General features: G+C 64.2%; 20 protein-coding genes and 2 tRNA genes. 10 read left to right on the top strand and 12 right to left on the bottom strand.

What is annotated here, in order from left to right:
- Positions 1-135 precede the first annotated feature (135 nt).
- The 3 genes from CCK88_RS12185 to CCK88_RS12175 are packed head-to-tail and all read right to left on the bottom strand — an operon-like array spanning position 136 to position 2,205.
- On the bottom strand, positions 136-987 hold the full coding sequence (locus CCK88_RS12185; protein WP_086470679.1) for a fumarylacetoacetate hydrolase family protein: 852 nt from the start codon (positions 985-987) through the stop codon (positions 136-138).
- A complete protein-coding gene (locus tag CCK88_RS12180) occupies positions 984-1,442 on the bottom strand; it encodes an RbsD/FucU family protein (protein ID WP_086470678.1) in 459 nt (152 codons plus the stop codon). The genes CCK88_RS12185 and CCK88_RS12180 overlap by 4 nt, the downstream gene beginning before the upstream one ends.
- 13 nt (positions 1,443-1,455) lie before the next feature.
- On the bottom strand, positions 1,456-2,205 hold the full coding sequence (locus CCK88_RS12175; protein WP_086470677.1) for a GntR family transcriptional regulator: 750 nt from the start codon (positions 2,203-2,205) through the stop codon (positions 1,456-1,458).
- 119 nt (positions 2,206-2,324) lie between these two features.
- Here CCK88_RS12175 and CCK88_RS12170 point away from each other — a divergent pair, with 119 nt between their 5' ends.
- Entirely contained in the window at positions 2,325-3,875 is a 1,551-nt protein-coding gene (locus tag CCK88_RS12170; RefSeq protein WP_086470676.1) for a UxaA family hydrolase, read from the top strand.
- 13 nt (positions 3,876-3,888) lie between these two features.
- Here CCK88_RS12170 and hpt read toward each other — a convergent pair whose 3' ends face one another.
- Positions 3,889-4,437, bottom strand: a complete 549-nt coding sequence (gene hpt, locus CCK88_RS12165) for a hypoxanthine phosphoribosyltransferase (RefSeq protein ID WP_086470675.1) — start codon at positions 4,435-4,437, stop codon at positions 3,889-3,891.
- Between the two features lie 116 nt (positions 4,438-4,553).
- Here hpt and CCK88_RS12160 point away from each other — a divergent pair, with 116 nt between their 5' ends.
- Positions 4,554-4,796: a DUF982 domain-containing protein gene (locus CCK88_RS12160; protein ID WP_086470674.1), complete on the top strand. Its 243-nt coding sequence runs from the start codon at positions 4,554-4,556 to the stop codon at positions 4,794-4,796.
- A 148-nt stretch (positions 4,797-4,944) separates the two neighbouring features.
- On the opposite strand, the gene CCK88_RS12155 is transcribed toward CCK88_RS12160, so the two are convergent.
- The 4 genes from CCK88_RS12155 to CCK88_RS12140 form a co-directional block, all read right to left on the bottom strand.
- Complete coding sequence (locus CCK88_RS12155) at positions 4,945-6,372, bottom strand: glutamate synthase subunit beta (RefSeq protein WP_086470673.1); 1,428 nt, start codon at positions 6,370-6,372, stop codon at positions 4,945-4,947.
- Positions 6,373-6,484: 112 nt separating this feature from the next.
- On the bottom strand, positions 6,485-11,239 hold the full coding sequence (gene gltB, locus CCK88_RS12150) for a glutamate synthase large subunit (RefSeq protein ID WP_086470672.1): 4,755 nt from the start codon (positions 11,237-11,239) through the stop codon (positions 6,485-6,487).
- Positions 11,240-11,736: 497 nt separating this feature from the next.
- Positions 11,737-12,210, bottom strand: a complete 474-nt coding sequence (gene dps / locus CCK88_RS12145; RefSeq protein WP_086470671.1) for a DNA starvation/stationary phase protection protein Dps — start codon at positions 12,208-12,210, stop codon at positions 11,737-11,739.
- 254 nt (positions 12,211-12,464) lie between these two features.
- Complete coding sequence (locus CCK88_RS12140; protein WP_086470670.1) at positions 12,465-12,920, bottom strand: Hsp20 family protein; 456 nt, start codon at positions 12,918-12,920, stop codon at positions 12,465-12,467.
- Positions 12,921-13,334: 414 nt separating this feature from the next.
- Between CCK88_RS12140 and CCK88_RS12135 the strand changes: the two genes are divergently transcribed.
- From CCK88_RS12135 to CCK88_RS12120, 4 genes are all read left to right on the top strand, one after another.
- Complete coding sequence (locus tag CCK88_RS12135) at positions 13,335-14,309, top strand: alpha/beta fold hydrolase (protein WP_170926451.1); 975 nt, start codon at positions 13,335-13,337, stop codon at positions 14,307-14,309.
- A gap of 100 nt (positions 14,310-14,409) precedes the next feature.
- Positions 14,410-15,756, top strand: coding sequence for a pilus assembly protein (locus tag CCK88_RS12130; RefSeq protein ID WP_086470668.1), 1,347 nt, complete (start codon positions 14,410-14,412; stop codon positions 15,754-15,756).
- Complete coding sequence (locus tag CCK88_RS12125) at positions 15,753-16,286, top strand: TadE/TadG family type IV pilus assembly protein (protein ID WP_086470667.1); 534 nt, start codon at positions 15,753-15,755, stop codon at positions 16,284-16,286. The genes CCK88_RS12130 and CCK88_RS12125 overlap by 4 nt, the downstream gene beginning before the upstream one ends.
- Positions 16,286-16,798 carry a TadE/TadG family type IV pilus assembly protein gene (locus tag CCK88_RS12120; protein WP_086470666.1) on the top strand — a complete coding sequence of 171 codons (513 nt, stop codon included), beginning with the start codon at positions 16,286-16,288 and terminating at the stop codon, positions 16,796-16,798. Before CCK88_RS12125 ends, CCK88_RS12120 begins: the two co-directional genes overlap by 1 nt.
- Here CCK88_RS12120 and CCK88_RS12115 read toward each other — a convergent pair.
- Together CCK88_RS12115 and CCK88_RS12110 are read right to left on the bottom strand one after the other, a co-directional pair.
- Positions 16,795-17,589 (bottom strand): inositol monophosphatase family protein, encoded by a 795-nt coding sequence (locus CCK88_RS12115; RefSeq protein ID WP_086470665.1) that lies wholly within the window; start codon positions 17,587-17,589, stop codon positions 16,795-16,797. The two genes, CCK88_RS12120 and CCK88_RS12115, sit on opposite strands and share 4 nt — an antisense overlap.
- 317 nt (positions 17,590-17,906) lie before the next feature.
- Positions 17,907-18,803: an N-formylglutamate amidohydrolase gene (locus CCK88_RS12110; RefSeq protein WP_170926450.1), complete on the bottom strand. Its 897-nt coding sequence runs from the start codon at positions 18,801-18,803 to the stop codon at positions 17,907-17,909.
- A 263-nt stretch (positions 18,804-19,066) separates the two neighbouring features.
- Here CCK88_RS12110 and cpdR point away from each other — a divergent pair, with 263 nt between their 5' ends.
- The 3 genes from cpdR (at position 19,067) to CCK88_RS12095 (ending at position 19,782) form a co-directional block, all read left to right on the top strand.
- Complete coding sequence (gene cpdR / locus CCK88_RS12105; protein ID WP_046105558.1) at positions 19,067-19,426, top strand: cell cycle two-component system response regulator CpdR; 360 nt, start codon at positions 19,067-19,069, stop codon at positions 19,424-19,426.
- A gap of 161 nt (positions 19,427-19,587) precedes the next feature.
- A tRNA-Val gene (locus CCK88_RS12100) sits at positions 19,588-19,662 on the top strand.
- Between the two features lie 45 nt (positions 19,663-19,707).
- Positions 19,708-19,782: transfer RNA gene (locus CCK88_RS12095), tRNA-Val, on the top strand.
- 209 nt (positions 19,783-19,991) lie between these two features.
- Here the strand turns inward: CCK88_RS12095 and CCK88_RS12090 are convergent.
- Positions 19,992-20,606 (bottom strand): pyridoxamine 5'-phosphate oxidase family protein, encoded by a 615-nt coding sequence (locus CCK88_RS12090; protein WP_086470664.1) that lies wholly within the window; start codon positions 20,604-20,606, stop codon positions 19,992-19,994.
- A 104-nt stretch (positions 20,607-20,710) separates the two neighbouring features.
- Here CCK88_RS12090 and msrB point away from each other — a divergent pair, with 104 nt between their 5' ends.
- Complete coding sequence (gene msrB, locus CCK88_RS12085) at positions 20,711-21,115, top strand: peptide-methionine (R)-S-oxide reductase MsrB (RefSeq protein ID WP_086470663.1); 405 nt, start codon at positions 20,711-20,713, stop codon at positions 21,113-21,115.
- A gap of 179 nt (positions 21,116-21,294) precedes the next feature.
- On the opposite strand, the gene hrpB is transcribed toward msrB, so the two are convergent.
- Positions 21,295-23,745: an ATP-dependent helicase HrpB gene (gene hrpB, locus CCK88_RS12080; RefSeq protein ID WP_086470662.1), complete on the bottom strand. Its 2,451-nt coding sequence runs from the start codon at positions 23,743-23,745 to the stop codon at positions 21,295-21,297.
- Between the last annotated feature and the right edge of the window lie 33 nt (positions 23,746-23,778).

Genomic DNA, 23,778 nt, shown 5'->3' with positions numbered 1-23,778 from the left:
GGTGGGTGCTGCGCGTGGTCCTCGGGTCGAGCCCGAGGACGGATCGGTGGTGGTGTTGGGTGCACCCCCACCCGGCCTCCCCCTTAAGGAGGGGGAGGAGGAGGAAGGTCAGGCCTTATGAAGGAGGTGGAGATTTCAGGCCGAGTAGGCCTTCACGTTCTGCCGCTGTTCGCCCAGACCCTGGATGCCCAGATGCATGACATTGCCGGGTTTGAGCCAGACGGGCTCGGGGCGGACACCCATGCCGACGCCGGGGGGCGTGCCTGTGGTGATGACGTCGCCGGGCTGGAGGCTCATGAAGTGGGAGACGTAGGAAACGATCTTGGCGATGCCGAAGATCATCGTCGTGGTCGAGCCATCCTGATAGCGCTTGCCATCGACTTCGAGCCACATCTTGAGGTTCTGCGGATCGGGAACTTCGTCGCGGGTGACGAGCCAGGGACCGATGGGCCCGAAGGTGTCGGCGCCCTTGCCCTTGTCCCAGGTGCCGCCGCGCTCGGTCTGGAAGTGCCGTTCGGAGACGTCGTTGCAGACGCAGTAGCCGGCGACATGGTCGAGCGCGTCGGCCTCCTCGACGTAGCGGGCCTCCTTACCGATGACCACGGCCAGCTCGACCTCCCAGTCGGGCTTGATGGCGTATTTTGGGATGATCACGTCGTCATTGGGGCCGATGATGGCGCTGGTGGCCTTCATGAAGATGATCGGCTCCTCGGGGATCTTGGCGCCGGTTTCGGCAGCGTGATCGGCGTAGTTGAGGCCGATGCAGATGAACTTGCCGACATTGCCCACGCAGGGTCCGATCCGCTCGGACGCCGAAAGCTGTGGCAGGGTGTCGATGTCTGTCGCTGCTATCCTGGCCAGGCCCTCGGGCAGCAGGGTCGCCCCGGCGATATCCGGCACGACGCCGGAGAGATCACGGATCGTGCCGTCGGCGGCAAAGATTGCGGGCTTTTCAGCGCCCTTGGCGCCAACGCGAAGCAGTTTCATTGTGGTCTCTCCGAGAATTCAGCAGACGTGGGGCGGATGACGCCCTTCTTGAGGATGATATTGCCATAGAGGCGGGTTTCGCCGGTCTGGATGACGGCGGCGGCCTTGCGGGCGCGGTCGTAGAAGGCGAAGCGCTCGATCTTGGAATAGTGCTTTTCGGGTTCGTGGCGGGCGATGATGGCTTCAAACTCGTCGTCGATGGGCTGGCGCGCAGCCGGCTCGCCGACCACCTGCATGCCGATGGCGGTTTCATCGACGAACTGATCGAGTGGGAGCAGCGTCAGGACGGCATCGAGCATGGCCGTGGCTGTGATGCCATCGGCGCGGATCACCAGCGGACCCAGGAACTCGGCCGGAAAATTGGCATCGGCGATGACCAGTTCGTCGCCGTGTCCCATGGCGCGCAGGGTCGAGAGCAGCTCAGGCCCCAGTAGGGCGGGAATGTTTTTCAGCATGATCCGTTTCTCGCTAGCCGAAGGGAAAGTCGTTGTCCTCGGCGGTGAAATCGTGGCCGTCGGCGAACAGCGACGGATGGGCCTGGGCGAAGGCGAAGAGTTCGACCATGACCGCATCGATATGGGCCCGGATCGCCGTCATGGCCTGTTGGGTGTCGCGCGCAAGGATGCCATCGAAGATGGCCTGATGCTCGGCGATGGTATGGTTGAGACGGCGTGGCGTGATGATCAGGCGCCGGGCGCGGTCGAGATTGGCGCGAGCCTTGTCGATGATCGACTTGACCTTGGTCATGCGCAGGGAGCGGAAGATGATGTCGTGGAAATCGACGTCGATCTGGTGGAAGGTTTCGGCGTCGTCGCGGGCCGCTGCATCGCGCTGGGCGGCCATGTTGGCATGCAGGGCTTCGATGGCGTCGGCATCGTGCCGGCCGATGAGCACGCGGAGCGCCTCGCTCTCGAGACCCTTGCGAATGAGCATGTATTCGCGGACGTCGGCGATCTTGACCCGGGAGACGATGGAGCCGCGCTGGGGCAGAATATCGACCAAGCCCTCATCGGCCAGCCGCGCCAGCGCCTCGCTGACGGGGAAACGGGAGACCCCGAGCTGGGCGCAGATGGCCGTCTTGTCGAGCACGGTGCCGGGGGGCAGCGCCAGCGTCACGATGGCATGGCGCAGCGCATTGGTGACATCGACCGTGACGGTGCCGCGCGAGAAATCGCCTGCTGCGCCTAGAAATTGATAAGGACCGACTTCCGTTTTCATGCTAACATGTTAGTTAGTCGAGCGCTGAATGACAATGCCGGTCCCTCCGATTGCGGGCGCAATCTGCGGGGAATTTCCAAAGGCGTAAAGCACCCTTACCTGACCCAAGGCCCTGAGCGATGAATGACATCCTGACCCCGCCGCAAGGCAAGACGCTGGTTCTGAATGCAGCCGACAATATCGCCGTGGCGCTGGCCAATCTCGACGTCGGAACGGAAACCGCGCAGGGCGTTTCCATCGTGCGCCGCGTGCCGCGCGGGCACAAGTTCGCGACGCGACCGATCGGGGCGGGCGAGGCGGTGGTCAAGTTCGGGCAGATCATCGGCTTTGCGAGCGAGGCAATCGTTCCGGGCGACTGGGTGCACGAGCACAATTGCGGCATGGGCGGACCCGACGGCACGCTGACGCATGACTATGCCTTTGCCGAAGGCGCGGTGCCGGTGGATTTCCTGCCGCCGGCGCAACGAGCGACGTTCCAGGGCTACAAGCGGGCGAACGGCACGGTCGGGACGCGCAATTACATCGGCATCCTGACCTCGGTGAACTGCTCGGCGACGGTGGCCAAGTTCGTGGCCGATGCGGTCAATCGCTCGGGCCTGCTCGAGGATTATCCGGAGATCGACGGTGTCGTGCCCTTCGTTCACGGCACGGGTTGCGGCATGGAAAGCCGGGGCGAAGGCTTCGATATTCTGAAGCGCACGCAGTGGGGCTATACGTCCAACCCCAATCTGGGCGCGGCGCTGCTGGTGGGCCTGGGATGCGAAGTGTTCCAGATCGGCCGGATGAAGGAGCTCTACGGCATCGAGGAGGGCGAGACCTTCCAGACCATGACGATCCAGGAGCGCGGCGGCACGCGCAGGATGATCGAGTGGGGTGTCGAGAAGGTCAAGGAGATGCTGCCGATCGCGGCTGCGGCACGGCGCGAGACGGTGGATGCCAGCCACCTGACGCTGGCCCTGCAATGCGGGGGATCGGACGGCTATTCGGGCATTACCGCCAACCCGGCGCTCGGCGTTGCGGCGGATATCCTGGTGCGCAATGGCGGTACGGCCATTCTTTCGGAGACGCCGGAAATCTATGGGGCGGAGCATCTGCTGACGCGGCGCGCCGCATCGCGCGACGTGGGCGAGAAGCTGATCGAGCGCATCCACTGGTGGGAAGACTACACGCGGCGTAACAGGGGCGAGATGAACAACAATCCCTCGCCCGGCAACAAGCTGGGTGGGCTGACGACCATCCTCGAGAAGTCGCTCGGTGCGGCGGCCAAGGGTGGCACGACGCCACTGACGGCGGTCTACGAATATGCCGAGAAGGTCACGGAAAAGGGGTTCGTGTTCATGGATACGCCCGGCTTCGACCCGGTGTCGGCGACAGGGCAGGTGGCCGGTGGCGCCAATATCCTGGCCTTCACTACCGGGCGCGGCTCGGCCTATGGCTGCAAGCCGGTGCCCTCGATCAAGCTCGCCACCAATTCGGACATGTATCAGCGCATGACCGAGGACATGGACATCAATTGCGGCGATATCGTCGAGGGTGTGAGCATCGAGGCCAAGGGGCAGGAGATTTTCGATCTCATGCTGCGCGTGGCTTCGGGCGAGGAAACCAAGTCGGAAGCGCTGGGCTATGGCGACAACGAGTTCGTGCCCTGGCAGGTCGGGGCGGTGATGTAGGACCCGGTGCTTGCTAAGGCTGTTCATCCACAAACCGCACCTTGCCGATGTGGGGCAGGTTGCGGTTGCGCTGGGCGTAGTCGATGCCGTAGCCGACGACGAATTCGTCGGGAATGTCGAAGCCGATCCATTTTGCTGGGACTTCGGCCTCGCGGCGGCTGGGCTTGTTGAGGAGGGCGCAGACTTCCATGCGGCGCGGATGACGCGTCTCGAGGATTTCGAGCACGTGCTTGAGCGTATGCCCGGTGTCGATGATGTCCTCGACCACGAGGACGTCGCGGCCGGCGATCTCGCCGCGCAGGTCCTTGAGGATGCGCACCTCGCGCGAGGATTCCATCGCATCGCCATAGGACGAGGCTTCGAGGAAATCCACTTCCACCGGCAGATCGATCTCCCGCACGAGGTCGGCGATGAAGATGAAGGAGCCTCGCAGCAGGCCGACGACGACGAGCTTGTCGGTATCGCTGAAGGTCTGGGTGATCTCGGCGGCGAGCGCCTCGACGCGGGCGGCAATCGCCTTGGCGGAGATCAGCTGGTCGACGACGTAGGGGGCTTGGGGCATGGAGACTCGGCCGGGAGAATTGCGGCTGCTGTTGAAGCACCGGGCGAGCGAATGGACAAGAGGAACTTCGCGAAGCGGGCACCGTTGGCAGGAGCACGCAGACAGGAGCTCAGCCCATGCTCGACGCCATTCACACCTGGGAGCGGCCAATAACGGTTCGCAGCGCGGATGAACTCCTCGTCATCCGCACGCCTACGCAGGCGCGCAATTTCCTTCTGATGGACTGGCCGGGCGATCGCACCGACAAGCACAAGATCGCCAGCGAGCTCTGCCTTGCGGCCATGGAAGGCGCGAGCGTCGAGACGGCGTGGGTGGCGTTCATGGACGCGGCGCTGGAGGCAGGGTTGTTCGTGGAGTGAGGTGAAGACCCCATCAAATCAAACAACCCCCACCCGACCTCCCCCTATAGAAGGGGGAGGGGCGCATCGCGTTTAACTGCAGATGTTTGGCACGCACCGGTCGCTCCTCCCCCTGTTTCAGGGGGAGGTTGGGTGGGGGTGCGCCGGCCTATCGAGGAAGCGCTGTCTTGCCCATGAGGTCGAAGTCGATGGAGCGGGCGGCCTGGCGGCCTTCGCGGATGGCCCAGACGACGAGCGACTGGCCGCGGCGCATGTCACCGGCGGCATAGACCTTGGGAACCGAGGTCTTGTAGCTCAGGGTATCGGCAAACAGATTGCCACGCTTGTCATACTGGCCACCGAGCTCATTGAGCATGCCTTCCTGAACCGGACCGGCAAAGCCGATGGCGAGCAGGACGATATCGGCCTTGATGATGAATTCGGTGCCCGGAATGGCCTGACGCTTGCGATCGACGCGGGCGCATTCGACGCCCGTCACGTGACCCTTGGCATCGCCCACGATCTTCATCGTGCCCGCGGAGAATTCGCGGATGGCGCCTTCGGCCTGGGAGGACGAGGTGCGCATCTTGACCGCCCAGTTGGGCCAGTTGGTCAGCTTGTTCTCGAGCTCGGGCGGCATGGGGCGCACGTCGAGCTGGGTGACGGCGATGGCGCCCTGGCGGAAGCTGGTGCCCACGCAGTCTGACGCGGTATCACCGCCGCCCACGACCACGACATGCTTGCCAGCGGCCGAGAGCTGGAATTCGCCCGAGACGTCCTCGCCGCCGACACGGCGGTTCTGTTGCACGAGGAACGGCATGGCAAAATGCACGCCCGCAAACTGCTTGCCTTCAACATCGACATCGCGCGGCTTTTCGGCGCCGCCGGCGAGCAACACGGCATCGTGGTCGCGCTGCAGGTCGGAGAGCGGCTTGGTGACGCCGACATTGACGCCATAGTGGAAGGTTACGCCTTCGGCTTCCATCTGCTCGACGCGGAAGTCGATGTGTTCCTTTTCCATCTTGAAGTCAGGAATGCCGTAGCGCATCAGGCCGCCGGCCTTGGGCTCGCGTTCATAAAGGTGCACATCGTGTCCGGCACGGGCCAGCTGCTGGGCGGCGGCGAGGCCGGCAGGGCCCGAGCCCACCACGGCAACGCGCTTGCCGGTCTTGACCGCGGGAATCTGCGGCTTGATCCAGCCAGACTTGATGGCGCGATCGGCAATGGCCTGCTCGACGGTCTTGATGGCGACCGGCACGTCCTCGAGGTTGAGCGTGCAGGCTTCCTCGCAGGGAGCGGGGCAGATGCGGCCGGTGAATTCGGGGAAATTGTTGGTGGAATGAAGGTTGCGGGCAGCCTCCTCCCAGTCGCCATTGTAGACGAGGTCGTTCCAGTCCGGGATCTGGTTGTGAACCGGGCAGCCGGTATCGCCGTGACAGAACGGGATGCCGCAATCCATGCAGCGTGCGGCCTGATCCACCACGCGCCCTTCGGAGAGGGGGATGGTGAATTCACCGAAGTGACGGATGCGGTCGGAAGCCGGCTCGTAGCGCGGTTCCTCACGTTCGATTTCGAGAAAGCCTGTGACCTTACCCATGCTTGTCTCCCCTAAGTCGCGCAATGCGCGGAATTGATCTCAACTGAGAGAGCGGGTCCTGTTGCCCCGCCCCCTCCCGGCCTCCCCCGCCAGCGGGGAGGAGAAGAAGGGCCTACTCAGCCGCCACATGCGGGTTGGAGGCGCGCTTCTTTTCCATCTCCTGGATGGCGCGGCGATATTCGAGCGGCATGACCTTTACGAATTTCGGACGCATCTCGGCCCAGTTCTCCAGGATATGCTTGGCGCGGGTCGACCCCGTGTAGTGCAGGTGGTTGGAGATGAGCTGGTGCAGGCGTTCGTCGTCATGCTTGGTCATGTCGCCGGAAATGTCGACGCGACCATGCCATTCGAGGTCATTGCCGTGGTGGTGGAGCTTGCGCATGAGGTCTTCTTCCTCCTGCACCGGTTCCAGATCGACCATGGCGAGGTTGCAGCGCGAACGGAAGCTTTCGTCCTCGTCGAGCACGTAGGCGACGCCGCCGGACATGCCCGCCGCGAAGTTGCGGCCGGTCTTGCCGATGACGACGACGAGGCCGCCGGTCATGTATTCGCAGCCGTGATCACCCGTGCCCTCGACGACGGCGATGGCACCGGAATTGCGAACGGCGAAGCGTTCGCCGGCCACGCCGCGGGCATAGAGCTCACCGGCGGTAGCGCCATAGAGCACGGTGTTGCCGACGATGATCGAGTTTTCCGGGACGATGCCGACCTTGTCCGAGGGGCGCACGACGATGCGGCCACCCGAAAGACCCTTGCCGACATAGTCATTGGCGTCGCCGATCATGTCGATCGAAATGCCCTTGGCAAGGAAGGCGCCAAAGGCCTGACCCGCCGTGCCGCGCAGGGTGATCGAGACGGTGTCCTCCGGAAGCCCGGCATGCCCATACTTGCGGGCCAGGGCGCCTGAAAGCATGGCACCGGCCGAGCGGTCGCGGCTGCGGATAGGCAGATCGATCTGTACGGCCTTGCCGTGTTCGAGCGCCGGCGCGGCCAGTTCGACCAGCTTGCGATCGAGCACGGATTCGAGATGGTGGTTCTGCGTCTCGGAGTGGAACAGCGTGTCGCCGCCCAACGGTTCGGGCTTGTAGAAGACCTTGGCGAGGTCGAGCCCGAAGCTCTTCCAGTGGTCCTCGGCGCGGCGCTGGTCGAGCAGGTCGGAGCGGCCGACCAGTTCGTTGAGGGTGCGCGCACCCAGCCCGGCCAGAAGGCCACGCAGCTCTTCGGCGACGAAGAAGAAGTAGTTGATGACGTGCTCGGGGGTGCCCTTGAAGCGCTTGCGCAGCACCGGGTCCTGGGTGGCGACGCCAACCGGGCAGGTGTTGAGATGGCACTTGCGCATCATGATACAGCCGGCCGCGATCAGCGGGGCAGTGGAGAAGCCGAACTCGTCGGCACCGAGCAGAGCCCCGATCAGCACGTCGCGGCCGGTCTTGAGACCGCCATCGACCTGCAGGCGGACGCGGCTGCGCAGGCGGTTGAGCACCAGGGTCTGGTGGGTTTCGGCCAGGCCGATTTCCCACGGTCCGCCGGCATGCTTGAGCGAGGTCAGCGGCGAAGCGCCGGTGCCGCCATCATAGCCCGAGATCACGATATGGTCGGCGCGCGCCTTGGCGACGCCGGCTGCAACCGTGCCAACGCCCACTTCGGACACGAGCTTGACCGAGATATCGGCGGCCTCGTTGACGTTCTTGAGGTCGTAGATCAGCTGGGCCAGATCTTCGATCGAATAGATATCGTGATGCGGCGGGGGGGAGATAAGGCCCACGCCTGGCGTTGAGTGACGGGTCTTGGCGACGATCCAGTCGACCTTGTGGCCGGGCAGCTGACCACCCTCGCCGGGCTTGGCGCCCTGCGCGACCTTGATCTGGATCTGGTCGGAATTGACCAGGTATTCGGTGGTGACGCCGAAGCGGCCGGAGGCGACCTGCTTGATGGCCGAGCGCAGCGGGTTGCTGGACCCGTCCGGCAGCGGCTTGTAGCGATCGGGCTCCTCGCCGCCTTCGCCGGTGTTCGACTTGCCGCCGATGCGGTTCATGGCGACGGCCAGCGTCGTGTGGGCCTCGCGGCTGATGGAGCCGAAGGACATGGCGCCAGTGACGAAGCGCCGGACGATGTCGGCAGCGCTCTCGACGTCATCGAGGGCGACGGCGGGGCCGACGGGCTTGATGTCGAACAGGTGGCGGATCGAGAGATAGCCGTTTTCGCCGGCATTCACGCGGGCAGCGAAGCTGTCGTAGCGTTCCTGAGCGGTCTCGGGACTTTCCTCGGCGGTGCGCACCGCATGCTGCAGATCGGCGACCACGTCGGGCGACCAGGCATGCTTTTCGCCGCGGATGCGATAGGCATATTCGCCGCCGACATCGAGCGCCTTGCGCAAGACGACATCGTCGCCAAAGGCGTCGGCGTGGCGGCGGACGGTTTCTTCGGCGACTTCGGTGAGGCCAACGCCTTCGATGGACGTCGCCGTGCCGAAGAAAAACTTCTTCACGAAATCGGTGTTGAGGCCGATGGCGTCGAAGATCTGGGCGCCGCAATAGGACTGGTAGGTGGAAATGCCCATCTTGGACATGACCTTGAGGAGACCCTTACCGACCGACTTGATGTAGCGGTAGACGACTTCGTCGGCCGACACCTCGGGCGGATATTCGCCTTCGGCGTGGAGCGCAGCGAGTGCCTCGAAGGCCAGGTAGGGATTGATCGCCTCGGCGCCGTAGCCGGCCAGCATGGCGAAATGGTGCATTTCGCGGGCTTCGCCGGTTTCCACCACAAGACCCGAGGAGGTGCGGAGGCCCTTGCGGATCAGGTGGTGATGGACGGCGGCGGTGGCGAGCAGCGCCGGAATGGCGATGCGGTCGGCCGCGACCAGCCGGTCGCTGAGGATAATGATGTTGTATTCGCCGGCAATGGCGGCTTCGGCCTGCTGGCTGATGCTATCGAGCGCGGCTTCCATGCCGGCCGCACCCGCGGCGGCAGGATAGGTGATGTCGATGGTGATGGTCTTGAACTGGTTGTCGGCCATGTCACCGATGCCGCGGATCTTTTCGAGATCCTCGTTGGTGAGAATGGGCTGACGCACTTCGAGCCGCTTTTCGCGCGAAGAGCCTTCCAGATCGAGAATGTTCGGACGCGGGCCGATGAAGCTGACCAGCGACATCACCGATTCCTCGCGGATCGGATCGATGGGCGGGTTGGTGACCTGCGCGAAGTTCTGCTTGAAATAGGTGTAGAGAAGCTTCGACTTGTTGGAGAGCGCCGAAATGGGCGTGTCCGTGCCCATCGAGCCGACGGCTTCCTGGCCTGTTGTGGCCATCGGCGCCATCAGGAGCTTGATGTCTTCCTGGGTGTAACCGAAGGCCTGCATGCGATCGAGCAGCGATTCCGAGCTCTTGGGCGCCTGCGGCTCGGTGGCCGGGAGGTCCTCGAGCACGATCTGCGAGCGGGCCAGCCATTCGGCATAGGGGTTCTTGGTCGCGAGCGCCTTCTTCACTTCCTCGTCGGAAATGATGCGGCCTTCCTCGAGATCGATCAGCAGCATGCGGCCGGGCTGGAGGCGCCAGCGCTCGACGATGTCCTCGTCCGGAATGTCGAGCACGCCGGATTCGGATGCGAGAACGACATGGCCTTCCTTGGTGACGAGGTAGCGCGCGGGCCGGAGGCCGTTACGGTCGAGCGTGGCGACGACATAGCGGCCGTCGGAGAGCGACATGGCGGCGGGGCCGTCCCATGGTTCCATGAGCGCGGCATGGTATTCGTAGAAGGCGCGGCGCTCTTCATCCATGAGCGGGTTGCCGGCCCACGCCTCGGGGATCAGCATCATGGCCGCATGGGGCAGCGAATAGCCGCCACGCACCAGGAATTCGAGCGCGTTGTCGAAGCAGGCGGTGTCGGACTGGCCTTCATAGGAGATCGGCCAGATCTTGGTGATGTCGTCGCCGAACTTGGGCGAGGAGACCGAGGCCTGGCGGGCCGCCATCCAGTTGACGTTGCCGCGGATGGTGTTGATCTCACCATTGTGGGTGGTCATGCGATAGGGGTGGGCCAGCTTCCAGGACGGGAAGGTGTTGGTCGAGAAGCGCTGGTGCACGAGGGCGATGGCGCTCTCGAAATCCGGGTCGCTGAGGTCGGGATAGAAGGCTCCTAGCTGGTAGGCCAGGAACATGCCCTTGTAGACCAGCGTGCGGGCCGACATCGAGACGACATAGAAGCCGTTGTCGCTGTCGCTCTCGGGCACTTCCTTGTAGACGGTGTTGGAAATGACCTTGCGCACGATGAGCAGCTTGCGCTCGAATTCGTCGAGGCTGAGGCCCTCAGGGCGTGCGATGACCATCTGCTCGATGATCGGCTGGGTGGCGATGACGCCCTCGGACAGCTTGGAATTGTCGAAGGGAACGACGCGTTCGCCCAGAAGCGTCAGGCCTTCCTGCGCAAGGCAGCGGCGCACCACTTCGGCGCAGCGGTCGCGCAGCGCGATGATGTTGGGGTAGAAAACCATCGCCACTGCGTAGGCGTGCTTTTCGGGCAGGGCGAAGGGCAAGACCTTGCCGAAGAAGGCATGGGGGGTCTGCACCAGGATGCCGGCGCCGTCGCCCATCAGCGGGTCGGCACCCACGGCGCCGCGGTGTTCGAGATTCTCGAGAATTTCGAGACCCTTCTCGACCACTTCGTGGCTGGGCTTGTTCTTGATATTGGCGATCATGCCGATGCCGCAGGCATCGTGCTCGTGCGCGGGATCATAAAGACCCTGGGCGCGCGGGCGGCCCTCGACGCGGACGCGATCATCTGCGCTGACGCGGACGCCGTCGAGAATCAGGGTTTTGCGGTTGGCTTTTTCCGTCTGGGCGGGAATTCCGGTCCGTACGTTTGCCATGGCTCAACCTCGTTCTGTTCGCGCCCGCATGGGGCTCAATGGTTCGTCTTGCGCATCCTGATGGTGCCGGGGGGCCGGCCGGGCGGATGCATGTGGTCCTCTCGGGCGCAGTGCTCAGCCGGGTCGTACTACACAGTACGGCTCGCATTCGCAAATGCATCCATGCTTGGGGAGCGGCACTGCATCCAAATGGCCGCTCATAATTCGGGTGGTACCCACCCCGCCTATCCGTTTCCGCTCACCTGAAGCGGGCCAGCCGGACCAGCGTGCGCGCTGGCCGCGGAGAGCGGGGCGACGCGTCAGATAGGACAGATATGCTGCCCTAACCGCTTCACATTTGCATAATTCAAAACTGCGGGCAAGCAGTTTTGCCGCCATTCCGACACAAAAAATAGGAATTGGCGCGAAAAGCGATAGGAGATGATAGGAGATGGCGCGGGAAAGTCAAAGGGGCGCCCGGATGGACGCCCCGAAACTGGACCGGATGGTCAAAAGTCCTATTCCAGATGCGATTTGATGAACCACAGGTCCTTGTCGAGCTCGCGGGAAAAGGCAGTCAGGATATCGGCGCTGTCGGCGTCGCCGGCTTCGTCCGTGGCGTCGATGTCTTCGCGCACCTGATTGGCCAGCTTGGCGAAGCGCTCGGCAAGGGCGGCGAGATGATCGGGCACCTTCTTGATCTCGGTCGGATAGGCGTCGAGCGAGGTGGCCTTAGCAACGACCTGGCTGGTGCCAAGCGGCGTGCCGTCAAGCTGGGCAATGCGTTCGGCGACGATATCGACGTGATCGTCGACCGCGGCGCGCATCGGATCGAGCATTTCATGGACGCCGATGAAATTGGGGCCCTTGAGGTTCCAGTGGGCCTGCTTGATGGCGAGCGCGAGGTCGATGCTGTCGGCGAGGCGGGCATTGAGAATGTCGATGACGGCCGACTTGGCATTGGACTTGAGGTCGATAGACGGGGTCTTCATGGGAAGTGTCCTGACGCTGGGGTTGAGGAATGGCGGCCTTGCCGCGTGCTTCTTCAACTGATGGCGATTGGGAGTCGTTCCGCTTGTGACATGCGTTGGGGGCGAATCCGACGCGCTCAAAGCAAAGGCGCGGCCCTTGTGGACCGCGCCTTGTCATTTCAAAGTCTGAGCATGCCATTCGAGCGCAGCTCTCATGGCCCAGCCGCATAAAATCGCTCCACCGGAGCGATTTTGCGCTTAGCGCCGGCTCCTGGTTAGTTCACCGACTTGTCCTCGATCGTCGGGGTGCCGCCGTTGATCTGGATCGTGCGCGGCTTCTTGCTTTCGGGCAGTTCGCGCTTGAGTTCGAGATGCAGCAGGCCGTTTTCGAGATTGGCGCCCTGGACCTCGACATAGTCAGCCAGCTGGAAGCGCAGCTCGAAGGCGCGCTCGGCAATGCCGCGATGGAGGAATTCGCGCTTGGCATCAGCGCTCTCGGCGGGCTTGGCGCCCTTGACCACGAGGCTGTTTTCCTTGGTCTCGATGGCGATGTCGCCGTTGGAGAACCCGGCTACGGCGATGGAGATGCGATAAGCATCGTCGCCGGTGCGCTCGATATTGTAGGGCGGGTAGGTCTTGGTCTCCTGCGCGCCGAGGGTGTCGAGGCGGTTGAAGACGCGGTCGAAACCGACGGTGGAGCGATAAAAGGGCGAGAAATCAAAGGTCTGCATTTGTCACATTCTCCAAGATGAGCAACGTGGTTGATGTCGACCGGTGCCTGCGAGACATTCCCAAAAGCGTGGCGAATGTCGAGCTGTCAGGGCCGGTGTCCCCGCTTCCTTGCGGCGGACCAAACAGATGTAGGTGACACCAAACCGGGTTCAAGAGGGCGGACAATCGCGTTCATGAACCGATTATGAACAACCGGGTCCATCCTGGTTCAGGTGGGGCGGCGTAGAAGGGGGCATGTGGACGCGGCCGGAATGATCCGGTTCGGGAGTTCACAGCCCCTGACGGTTCCTTCAACCCGCCCCCCGCATGGAACCGCGCAGACATGGAAGCCAGCAGCCTTCACCGGCTGCTGGCTTTTCTTTACCGCTCAGCCCTGATTATGGTCGCACCAGCCAAATATGCGAGGCCGCGACTTGAACGCCCAGATCGACCCCAATGGACCCAAGCTGGTCTCCATTCCGAGCAACCCGGTGCCCGAGGGGGCGCGGGTCGGGTATTTCACCACGTCGGACAAGGTGCGGCTGCGCTATGCGCGGTGGCTGAAATCGGAAGGGCCACAGCGCGGCACGGTGTGTCTCGTGCACGGGCGGACCGAATATATCGAGAAGTATTTCGAGACCATCGCCGACTTTCGCCGCCGCGGCTTTGCCGTCGCCACCTTCGACTGGCGCGGGCAGGGCGGTTCGGACCGGCTGATCGGCGACAGGACGGTGGGTTATGTCGACCGGTTCGACGACTATTGGACCGATCTGCGGAGTTTCCACGCCGAAATCCTGCTGCCCGACTGTCCGGGGCCGTTCTACCTCGTGGGGCATTCCATGGGTGGGCTGGCCAGCCTGTTCGCCGCAGCGCGAGACCGGATGATGTTCGACCGGGTGTTCCTGAGCGCCCCGATGGTGGGGCTTCATGGCATGGACGAGAGCCTGGGGCGGATGGCCGCCATCGCGGAAACCGCGAGCTTCGTGGGGCTGGGGCGCTTACCGCTTAAACGCCGCGTGGACAGGCGGCCCGACGAGGCCATGTATCCGGACAATCCGCTGACCTCGGACATGCTGCGCTACAAGCGCATGGTGGACACGGTGCGGGCCGACGACAGCCTTTACCTCGGGTCGCCCAGTTTCCGGTGGCTGGCCGCGTCGATGCGCGCGATGCTCGAAACACGGCACGAACGTTTTCCGGGCGAAATCCGGATTCCACTTCTGATCCTGGCCGCGGCGCGCGAGCGGATCGTGTCGACCCCCGCCATCGAGCAACTGGGCCTGAGGCTGCGCACCGGGCGCCACATGATGATTGCCGGGGCGCGGCACGAAATGTTCATGGAAAACGACAGCGTGCGCGGTCAGGTGCTCGCGGCATTCGATGCCTTCATTACCCAGCAAAGCAGCTGAAGCGGTAATCGAGGCCGCTTGCGTGGTGCTAAGCCTTTGGTAAGCACAAGCCCCTAGGGTTCCGCCCAGGCCAGGATGGCCGGGGGGGAGCCTGAAGGCAGTGAAGCGACTAATCGACCAGTTCCGTCGCGACGGCGGCGGAAATGTTGCCATTATCGTCGCCCTGCTGATCCTGCCCATGCTGGTCCTGGCGGGTGGCGCTACCGATCTGGCGCGCTACGAGGCGCATCGAGCGCAGCTGCAGGACGGCGTCGACCGCGCGGTGCTCGCGGCAGCGTCGCTCCGGCAGACGGTGCCCGTCGAGACCACTGTCCAGGATTATCTCAAAAGTCTGGCGTTCATCGAGGATGTCGACCTCGACTACGACTATACCGTCTCGCTCAACGTGCGAACGATCAAGGTCAAGGCGAGCTACGACATGACGGCGGGCTTCCTGCCGCTGATAGGGATCCACACCCTGCCAATGGTGGTCGCCGCGACCGCGCAGGAAAAGCGCAGCAACGTCGAAATCTCACTCATGCTGGACGTGTCGGGCTCGATGCGTTTCCGGGAACCGGCCAGCGCGCCGACCCGCATCAGCCTGCTGCGCCCGGCCGCCAAGACCTTTGTCGACACCATCCTGACAACAGAAAACCAGCCGACCACGACAATCAGTATCGTGCCCTATGCCGGCTCGGTGAATATCGGTTCGACGATTTTCGACGGGATCGGCATCGCCCGCCGGCACAACCATTCATCGTGCATGGAATTCGCCACCACCGACTACGGGGTCGGGTTGATCCCCTTCAACCAGCGTGGCCAGGTGCCGCATTTCACGCAGAACCATGCCACGACCAACGAAGCGGGCCTCGACTGGGGCTGGTGTCCGAGCGAAGCGACGGCGATCAGCGTGATGTCGAACAACCCGACGGTGCTCAAGAACAAGATCGACACGATGCGCATGGCCGACGGTACGGGCAGTGCCATTGCCATGAACTGGGGCATGATGCTGCTCGAACCGGCGCTGCGGCCCTATATCGCCCAGGCTGCTGCAGCGGGGATGGTGCCCAACCAGTTCGCGAACCGTCCGGCACCGTTCAACGATCCCAATACGCTCAAGGTCATCGTGCTGATGACAGACGGTGAGATCACCTATCAGCGGCGTCCGAACCAGTACGATTATCCGCGTAATCCGGAAGGCGATCGCGGCAACTACACCTGGTACGACGCGGGCGTGGCCAATAATCACCTGCAAGCGGTTTGCACGCGCGCCAAGAATAACGGGGTGCTCGTCTTCACCATCGGCTTCCAGCTCAACGACGCCAACCAGGCGCAGCGGGACATGAAGACCAAGCTGCGCAACTGTGCCTCGAGCGCCAGCCACTACTACGACGTGGCAGGCCTCGACATTGCGGGCGCCTTCAACTCCATCGCGACGGCCATCCAGAAAGTGAAACTGACGCAATGAGGTGGACGAGGCGCATCCTCTGCCGGCTGATCGGCGACCGCGCGGGCGCGGCTGCCATCGAATTCGCGCTGGTGGTGCCGATGCTGCTGGTTCTGGTCAGCTCGACGCTCGAGGCGGGCTGGATCATGGTGCAGACCATCATGCTCGACCGCGCGCTCGACCAGACTGTTCGCGAGTTGCGCGTCGGCAGTTTCGCCAACCCGACGCAACAGGCCATGCGGCAGCGGGTCTGCGCCAAGGCGATGGTTCTGCACAATTGCGAGCAGGCCATGGCGCTCGAGCTGTTCCCGATTACGCCGCAGGGGACGGGCTATCCGGCCGACACCACGCGCTGCGTCAATCGAAACAGCCCGATCGCGCCGACATTGCGATTTACCAATGGCGGCCGGGACCACATCATGTTCGTGCGTGCCTGCTATGTGGTGTCGCCGCTCACCCCGGGCCTCGGCCTGGGCCTGGCATTGCCCAAGGACGCGTCCGGCGCCATGCGGATCATCGCCAAGTCCGGCTTCATGAACGAGCCAACGTGATGGCCCGGCGACGCGGATTTCTCAAAAACGAGAAGGGCGCCTCCATCGTGGAGTTCGCCCTGCTGGTGCCGGTGCTGCTGCTGCTGCTGATCGGGACCGTGACCCTGTTCGACCTGTTCCGGACGCTGCAGAGCGTGGAGAAGGCGACGTTCACCGTTGGCGATATGCTGTCGCGCCAGCCCGCACTGACCCAGGCCAGGCTCGACGCCATGATGACGCTGACCCGCCAGATGGTGCCCACTGCCAATGACGGTGGGATCCGGGTGTCCAGCATTGCCAAGCAAGGCGGACGCATGGTGCTGCAGTGGACCCAGAACTCGGGCACCAATGTACCGACGACGCCGCTGCCGATGTCGGTCCTGCCCGATGTGGCCGAGGGCGACTCGGTGCTCCTGACCGAAAGCTTCGTGCCGCACCGGGCGTTCATGGACCTGTTCGGGTTCGACGTCATCACGTTCGGCGCGCAGGCTGCGCATCGGCCGCGCTTCGTTTCCAAGATTTCGTTCAACTAGGCCGCGTTGACGAGGTTCAACGCCTTGTCGAGAAGCTCGGGGGTCGCCGCCGCCACGACGTTGCCGCCGCCGGTCGGCTCGGAGCCGTCCCAGCAGGAAATGGCGCCGCCGGCTTCGCGGATGATCGGCACCAGGGCCGCGATATCATAGGTGTTGAGGTAGGGCTCGATCACCAGGTCGGCGTGGCCTGCGGCAAGAAGGGCATAGCCGTAGCAATCCATGCCGAAGCGCTGCAGGCGCGTCGCGCCTTCGATGGCCAGCCACTTGTTCCAGATCGGGCCCTTGAACAGGTTGGGCGTGGTGGTGAAGACCCGCGCCGGAGCCAGATCGGTCTGGCCGCTGGTGCGATTGGTTTGGGTCACTCCGCCCCGGCGATAGGTCGAGCGTCCGGGGACCGCGAGGAACTCCTCGCCGATAAAGGGCTGGCTCATGAGGCCGGCCACGGCGACGCCGTCGACGGCGAACCCGATCAGCGTGCCCCAGACCGGTGCGCCCGAGATGAAGGCGCGGGTGCCGTCGACCGGATCGATGATCCAGCTATAGCGGCCAGAGCCGGTGGTGCCCCATTCTTCGCCGATGACGGCATGATCAGGGAAGGCCTCGGCGATCACTGCGCGGATGGCGGTTTCAGCGCCCTTGTCTGCTTCGGTGACCGGATCGAAGCCGGTTTCGAGCTTGTTGTCGATGCTGAGCGGCGTGCGGAAGAGCGGCATGGTCATGCGCGCTGCCGCCTCTCCAGCTGCCCGCAGCGTGGTCTCGATCCGGGAAAAATCGATATCGGAGGCGCTCATCGGTGTTCTTTCGGCCAGAGGTGATAGCAAGGCATTGAATTGCCGGGAGATAATGGAAAATGACGGGCAAATGAAGCGCGGAATAATGGCCCGTTGCTGCCCGATTGCTTGCGTCGCGCTGATTCATTTTTGCAACAAGGCCGTTTGATCTGCTGTGGACGGGCCGCTTGCCGCTTGTGGCGCGGGAAAAATACCGTCATTTCGGAAGGGCATGGTGTGTCACCGGGCATTCAGGCATGAGGCCGCCGGGCCCGCGTGACCATCGTTCCTCCCTTGACTGGGGCCGTCTTTGGGGGCGGCCCCTTTTTGTTGCGGGACTATTCGGCGGCCAGTTGTTCGGGGGCGCCGATGGTGCCGGCGAGGGCCACGAGGTCGAGACCGATCAGGGTCAGGATCAGGCGCTCCATGAGGCCCCTGACAATCTCGAAGCCGGCATTCTTCTCCAGCGTGACCTCGTTCATGTAGAGGTGACGGCTGACCTCGATCTGCAGGGCATGCACGCCATGCTGCGGCCGGCCGTAGGCACGCGTGCAGAAGCCGCCCGCATAGGGGCGATTGCGCGCGACGCGCAGGCCGGCGGAGGTGAAGACGGTTTCCACCAAATCGACCAGGGCCGGGGCACAGGTGGTGCCATAGCGGTCGCCCAGAACGATGTCGGGCGTCGCGCGTTCGCCATGACGCCCGAGCCGGGGCATGGAATGACAATCGATGAGCACGGCGAGGCCGAAGCCGGCCATGGATTCGCTCAGAAGCTTCTGCAGTGCGGCATGGTAGGGGTGATAGATGCCCTCGATGCGCATGCGCGCATCATCCAGCGTCAGGCGCTCGCGGTAGATCGGCTTGTTCTCGGCCACGACGCGCGCCAGCGTGCCCAGGCCGGCCGCGACGCGGGGCGAGGTGGTATTGAAGCGATCGGACAGCGGCTCGACGAACATGGTGGGATCGAGCTCCCAGGGTTCGCGGTTGACGTCGAGATAGGCGCGGGGAAAATGGGCTCGCAGCAGCGGCGCACCCAGATGCGGCGCACGCGCGAAGAGCTCGTCGACGAAGGCGTCCTCGGACTGGCGGATCGAAAGATGATCGAGCCGAGTCATGGCCAGGAACCGCTCGGGGTAGACGCGGCCGGAATGAGGCGAGTTGAAAACGACGGGGGCGACAAGCCGCCGGGGTCGTATGGTTTCGAATGCCGGTTGATCCCAATAGTCGGACCGCACTCAGATCCCCCAAACAGGCGGCTGCCCGCCATTTGTGATTGTTGACGCAAGTGTTGCGCATCGACCCGGGAGCCGCGAAGCAGTTCGGCGCCGATGCCCAAGTGTGGCGCGCGGCGAAAGGATTGTCCAGTTTGTCACTTTTTTGGCGAACAGCGCGGAAAACCGGGCCGCGGCCGGCAGCTAAGTGTTGCGTCACGCGCGGCTTGGCATAAACATCGCTCCAAAGCCCCGACTCACTTGCCGAAACGGCCAAGGACCAGATGATGAAGCGAATCCTGCTCGCCGAAGACGACAACGACATGCGTCAGTTCCTGACGCGAGCACTCAAGAATGCCGGTTATGAGGTCGTGTCTTTCGACAATGGGCTTTCGGCCTATGAGCGGCTGCGCGAGGAGCCGTTCTCGCTGCTGCTGAGCGATATCGTGATGCCTGAAATGGACGGGATCGAACTGGCGCGCCGCGCGACCGAACTCGATCCCGATCTCAAGGTGATGTTCATCACCGGTTTTGCCGCGGTGGCCCTCAACCCGGACAGTGACGCGCCCAAGGATGCGTCCGTCCTGTCCAAGCCCTTCCACCTCAAGGATCTCGTCAACGAGGTGGAGCGCCTGCTGGCGGCCTGATTCCGGCCGCGACGCCGGGATAATTGGGACGAAGTTTTCCACAAACTGATGACGCGGAGCGATTTGTCCCCAAGGCGTCGTCAAAGGGTCTTGACCCCCCAATGGGTTTTATGGTCTATCCGCGCCACCGGAACGGCGCAGCCAGTCCGGCCCGGAGAGATGGGCGTATAGCTCAGCGGGAGAGCACTACGTTGACATCGTAGGGGTCACAAGTTCGATCCTTGTTACGCCCACCATCTCTTTCCGGTTCGTCAGTGTCCCTCGCGGGATAGTGGCGACGTGGGAGTATAGCTCAGCGGGAGAGCATTCGCTTCACACGCGAAGGGTCACAAGTTCAATCCTTGTTACTCCCACCATCTTTCTTCAAGTGATAACGGTCTGCACCCGGCGTTCTTCTGCGCTCCGGTGCTCACGTACGTCAGTACGCTCCGCTCCTGTGCTCGAAGAGCCACCGGCCTCGACCCGTTCTGACTTGAAGCACCGCTACGCGAGCGGGCGTCCAACGTGGCATCGCCCTCTCTGGAGCCTTCTGTGCAGATGGCGCCGGAAGAAGATTGAGTCCCTTTCACCACATCGTCTGCTTTGCCCGCTCGGGCCAAGCCTTGTCGTAGCTTTCGCCGCCGACCTGGTTTTGGGTCATCGACGCGAGGATTTCGCCGGGCGTGGGGAGGGTCGCCGGGTCGACATGGCGCTCGGGGTTCCAGAGTTCGGAGCGGATGATGGCGCGGGCGCACTGGAAATAGAGTTCGTCGATGGCCAGCACGATGACCGAGCGCGGCGCCTTTTCCTCGACCGCGAAACTGTCGAGCAGCGCCGGATCGACCGAGAGATGGGCGCGGCCGTTGACCCGCATGGTCGTGCCCGAGCCGGGAATGAGGAACAGGAAGGCGCAGCGCGGATCGCGGACGATGTTGCGCAGGCTGTCGATGCGATTGTTGCCGCGCCGGTCAGGCATCATCAGGGTGTGGTCGTCGTGAATGCGCACGAAGCCTGCCCTGTCGCCGCGGGGCGAGCAGTCGATACCCTCCGGACCGACGGTCGCGAGCGCTGCGAAGGGGCTGGCCTGGATCAATTGCCGGTAGTGCGGGGTGATGGCATGGGCGACCTTGGTGGTGGAGGCCGGCGCCGGGGCAGGAAGGTAGAGCGCTTCGAGCTGGTCTATCGAGGTGATCGTGGTCATGGGGCCGATGAGCGGTTCGGGGGAACGTGAAGAACACGCGCTGGATTGGGGTGTAACTGAACCTATATCTCGTGCGAATGATAGCCCGACAAAGGAGTGATACCATGGACACCCATGCTTTCCCCGTGACCCGGACGGATGCCGAGTGGCGGCAGCGGCTGAGCGAAGAACAGTATTACATCATGCGCCAGCACGGCACCGAGCGGCCGGGCAGCTGCGCGTTGCTGCACGAAGAGCGCCAGGGCACTTTCTCCTGCGCCGGTTGTGACACCCCGCTTTTCGCCTCGACGCTGAAGTTCGAAAGCGGCACCGGCTGGCCCAGCTTCAACGACCCGATCCCGGGTTCGGTGGAGACCACGACCGACCGCTCGCATGGCATGGTGCGCACGGAAGTGCATTGCGCGACCTGCGGCAGTCATCTGGGGCATGTCTTCCCCGATGGCCCGCCGCCCACCGGGCTGCGCTATTGCATCAACGGCGTGGCGCTGAATTTCATGCCGACTGAATGATGAAGGCCCCGGATGACGATCCGGGGCTTTTTCTTCTCCCCGAGGGGAGACGGTGGCGCGTAGCGCCGGATGAGGGGGATGTTTTCACGCGTGTGGAGACATCCCCCTCACCCGTCTCGGGCTGCGCCCGATCCACCCTCTCCCCGAGGGGGAGAGGAACAGGAGGCTCCGCGTTTGCTCTAAGTCCCCCTCGGCTTTGCCCGGTTGGTCGCGGGCGCCGCTATCGGATCGTCGGGCCAGGGGTGGCGGGGATAGCGGCCCTTGAGGTCCTTCTGCACATCCTTCCAGCTGCCGCGCCAGAAGCCGGGCAGATCGCGCGTGGTCTGGATCGGCCGATGGGCAGGCGAGAGCAGGACGAGCAGCAACGGAACCTTGCCGTTGGCGACTGCGGGGTGGCGGTCGAGACCGAAAAGTTCCTGCACGCGGATTTCGAGGGCCGGTCCGTTTTCAGCGCCATAGTCGATGGGCAGATGGCTGCCCGAGGGCGCGGAAAAGTGGCTGGGCAGCAGCTTTTCGATCTCTTGGCGTTTGGCCCAGGGCAGCAGTGTGTCGAGCGCGGCGCCAAGATGCTCGGCACTGAGGGATGCAAGGCGCGTCTCTCCCAGAACATGTGGCACAAGCCAGGCGGGATCGCCCGCAAGAGCTGCGTCCGAAAGGTTCGGCCAGTCGGCGCCGAGCGTCTGATGGAGGAATGTGGCCCGGGCGCGCAGGGCCTTCTGGTCCCGGCTCCAGGGCAGGGTTTCCGGGTTTTTGAGGGCGGCCGTCGCAAGAAGTTCGGCAGCGGCCTCGAAATCGGTGACGGCCGCCGTTTCGTCGGTGAGGCGAAGGGCATCGAGCCGACGCTGGCGGCGCGCGCGCACCGAGGCAGTTGCGCTATCGAAGCCGAGGGTTGTCTCGCTGACAATGTGACCGGCGAACAGCGTTTCGATGTCTGACGGCTCGAGCGCGGCGGCCGACCGTATCCGGCCGTGGGCAGCGCTGCCGGTCAAGTCAGCGACGACGAGGAATGGTGCACCGGCCAGGGTGTGCGTTTCATCAAGCTGGGCCTGCCGGCCATTGGCCAGGCGAAACCGGCCGCGTGGCCCGGCGGGTTGGGCGACACGATCGGGGAAGGCCCGGGCGAGGTGGTGTCCAGGCGGGAGGTCTGAGCCGCTCGAACCGCCAGCCAGCCGGGCCCAGCGGCCGGCAAGGGCCCGCGCGTCTTCCGCGCGGCGGGAGCGATCGGCTCGGAAACGCTCGAGGCGCCGGCCAAGGTCGGTGTCATCACCACCGAGGCCGCGTTCACCGATGAGCACCGCGAGGTCCGCAGCGGTGCGGGCATCGCCATCCCCGGCACCCGCCATGACCATGTGTGCGAGGCGTGGGTGAAGCGGCAGGCGGGCGAGCGCCTTTCCCGCAGGGGTAAGCAGACCGGATGCGTCGATGGCGTCAAGCCGGGTCAGCAGCGCTCTCGCTTCGGTCCATGCAGGCCGTGGTGGCTTATCGAGGAAGCGCAGGGCCTTGGGATCGGTGACGCCCCAGGCGGCCAGATCGAGCACGAGACCGGAGAGATCGGCAGCAAGGACTTCAGGCGTCTCGAACGGTTCGAGCGCCGCCGTCTGGCCACCGTTCCACAACCGGATGCAGACGCCCGGTGCGGTGCGACCGGCGCGGCCACGACGCTGGTCGGCGCCGGCGCGCGACACGCGGCGAGTGGCCAGGGTCGTCATGCCGGTCGCCGGCTCATAGACCGGGACGCGACGGAAGCCGCTATCGATGACGATACGGACGCCTTCGATGGTGAGGGACGTCTCGGCGATCGAGGTGGCAAGGACGATCTTGCGGCGACCCGGGGGAGCGGGCTGGATGGCGCGGTCCTGCTCGGCGGGGCTCAGCTGCCCGTAAAGTGGCGCAAGGTCGGTATCGGGTGGCAGGCGGCTTGCAAGACGTTCGGCGACCCTCACGATCTCGGCCTGACCAGGCAGGAAGACGAGAGCGGAACCCTCATGCTCACGCAAGGCAGTCAGTGTCGCGGCCGCCACCTGATCCTCGAGACGCAGCAGCGGATCGGGTTCGGCATAGGTCGTCTCGACCGGAAAGGTACGACCCGGACTGTCGATGACCGGCGCCTGGTCGAGCAGGCCCGCAACCGCCGCCCCGTCAATGGTGGCGGACATGACCAGGACCCTCAGGTCGGGCCGAAGGGCGCGGGCATCTATCGTGAGGGCGAGACCCAGATCGGCATCGAGGCTGCGTTCGTGAAATTCGTCGAAGATGACGGCGGCAATGCCCGTGAGTTCGGGGTCATCGAGCAGCATGCGGGTAAAGACGCCTTCGGTGACCACCTCGATGCGGGTGCGTGCCGACACCCGGCTTTCCATGCGTACGCGATAGCCCACGGTCTGACCAACGTCTTCGCCGAGGAGACGAGACATCTGTCGCGCGGCGGCGCGGGCGGCCAGGCGGCGCGGCTCGAGCATGACGATGCGCCCGTCGCCGCGCCATGGGGCGTTGAGCAAGGCGAGAGGCGCGCGCGTCGTCTTGCCGGCGCCGGGCTGGGCGACGAGAACCGCCGACGTGCCATCGGTTAACGCCGCCAGAAGAGCGGGCAGGGCGGCATCGATGGGAAGGGGTGGCAACTGCGCGGGCATAGGGTGGCGATAGCCCTTGTTCGTGCCATCAGG

Source organism: Devosia lucknowensis (genome assembly GCF_900177655.1).
Lineage (GTDB): Bacteria > Pseudomonadota > Alphaproteobacteria > Rhizobiales > Devosiaceae > Devosia > Devosia lucknowensis.
This window is presented reverse-complemented; position numbering and strand designations above follow the sequence as displayed.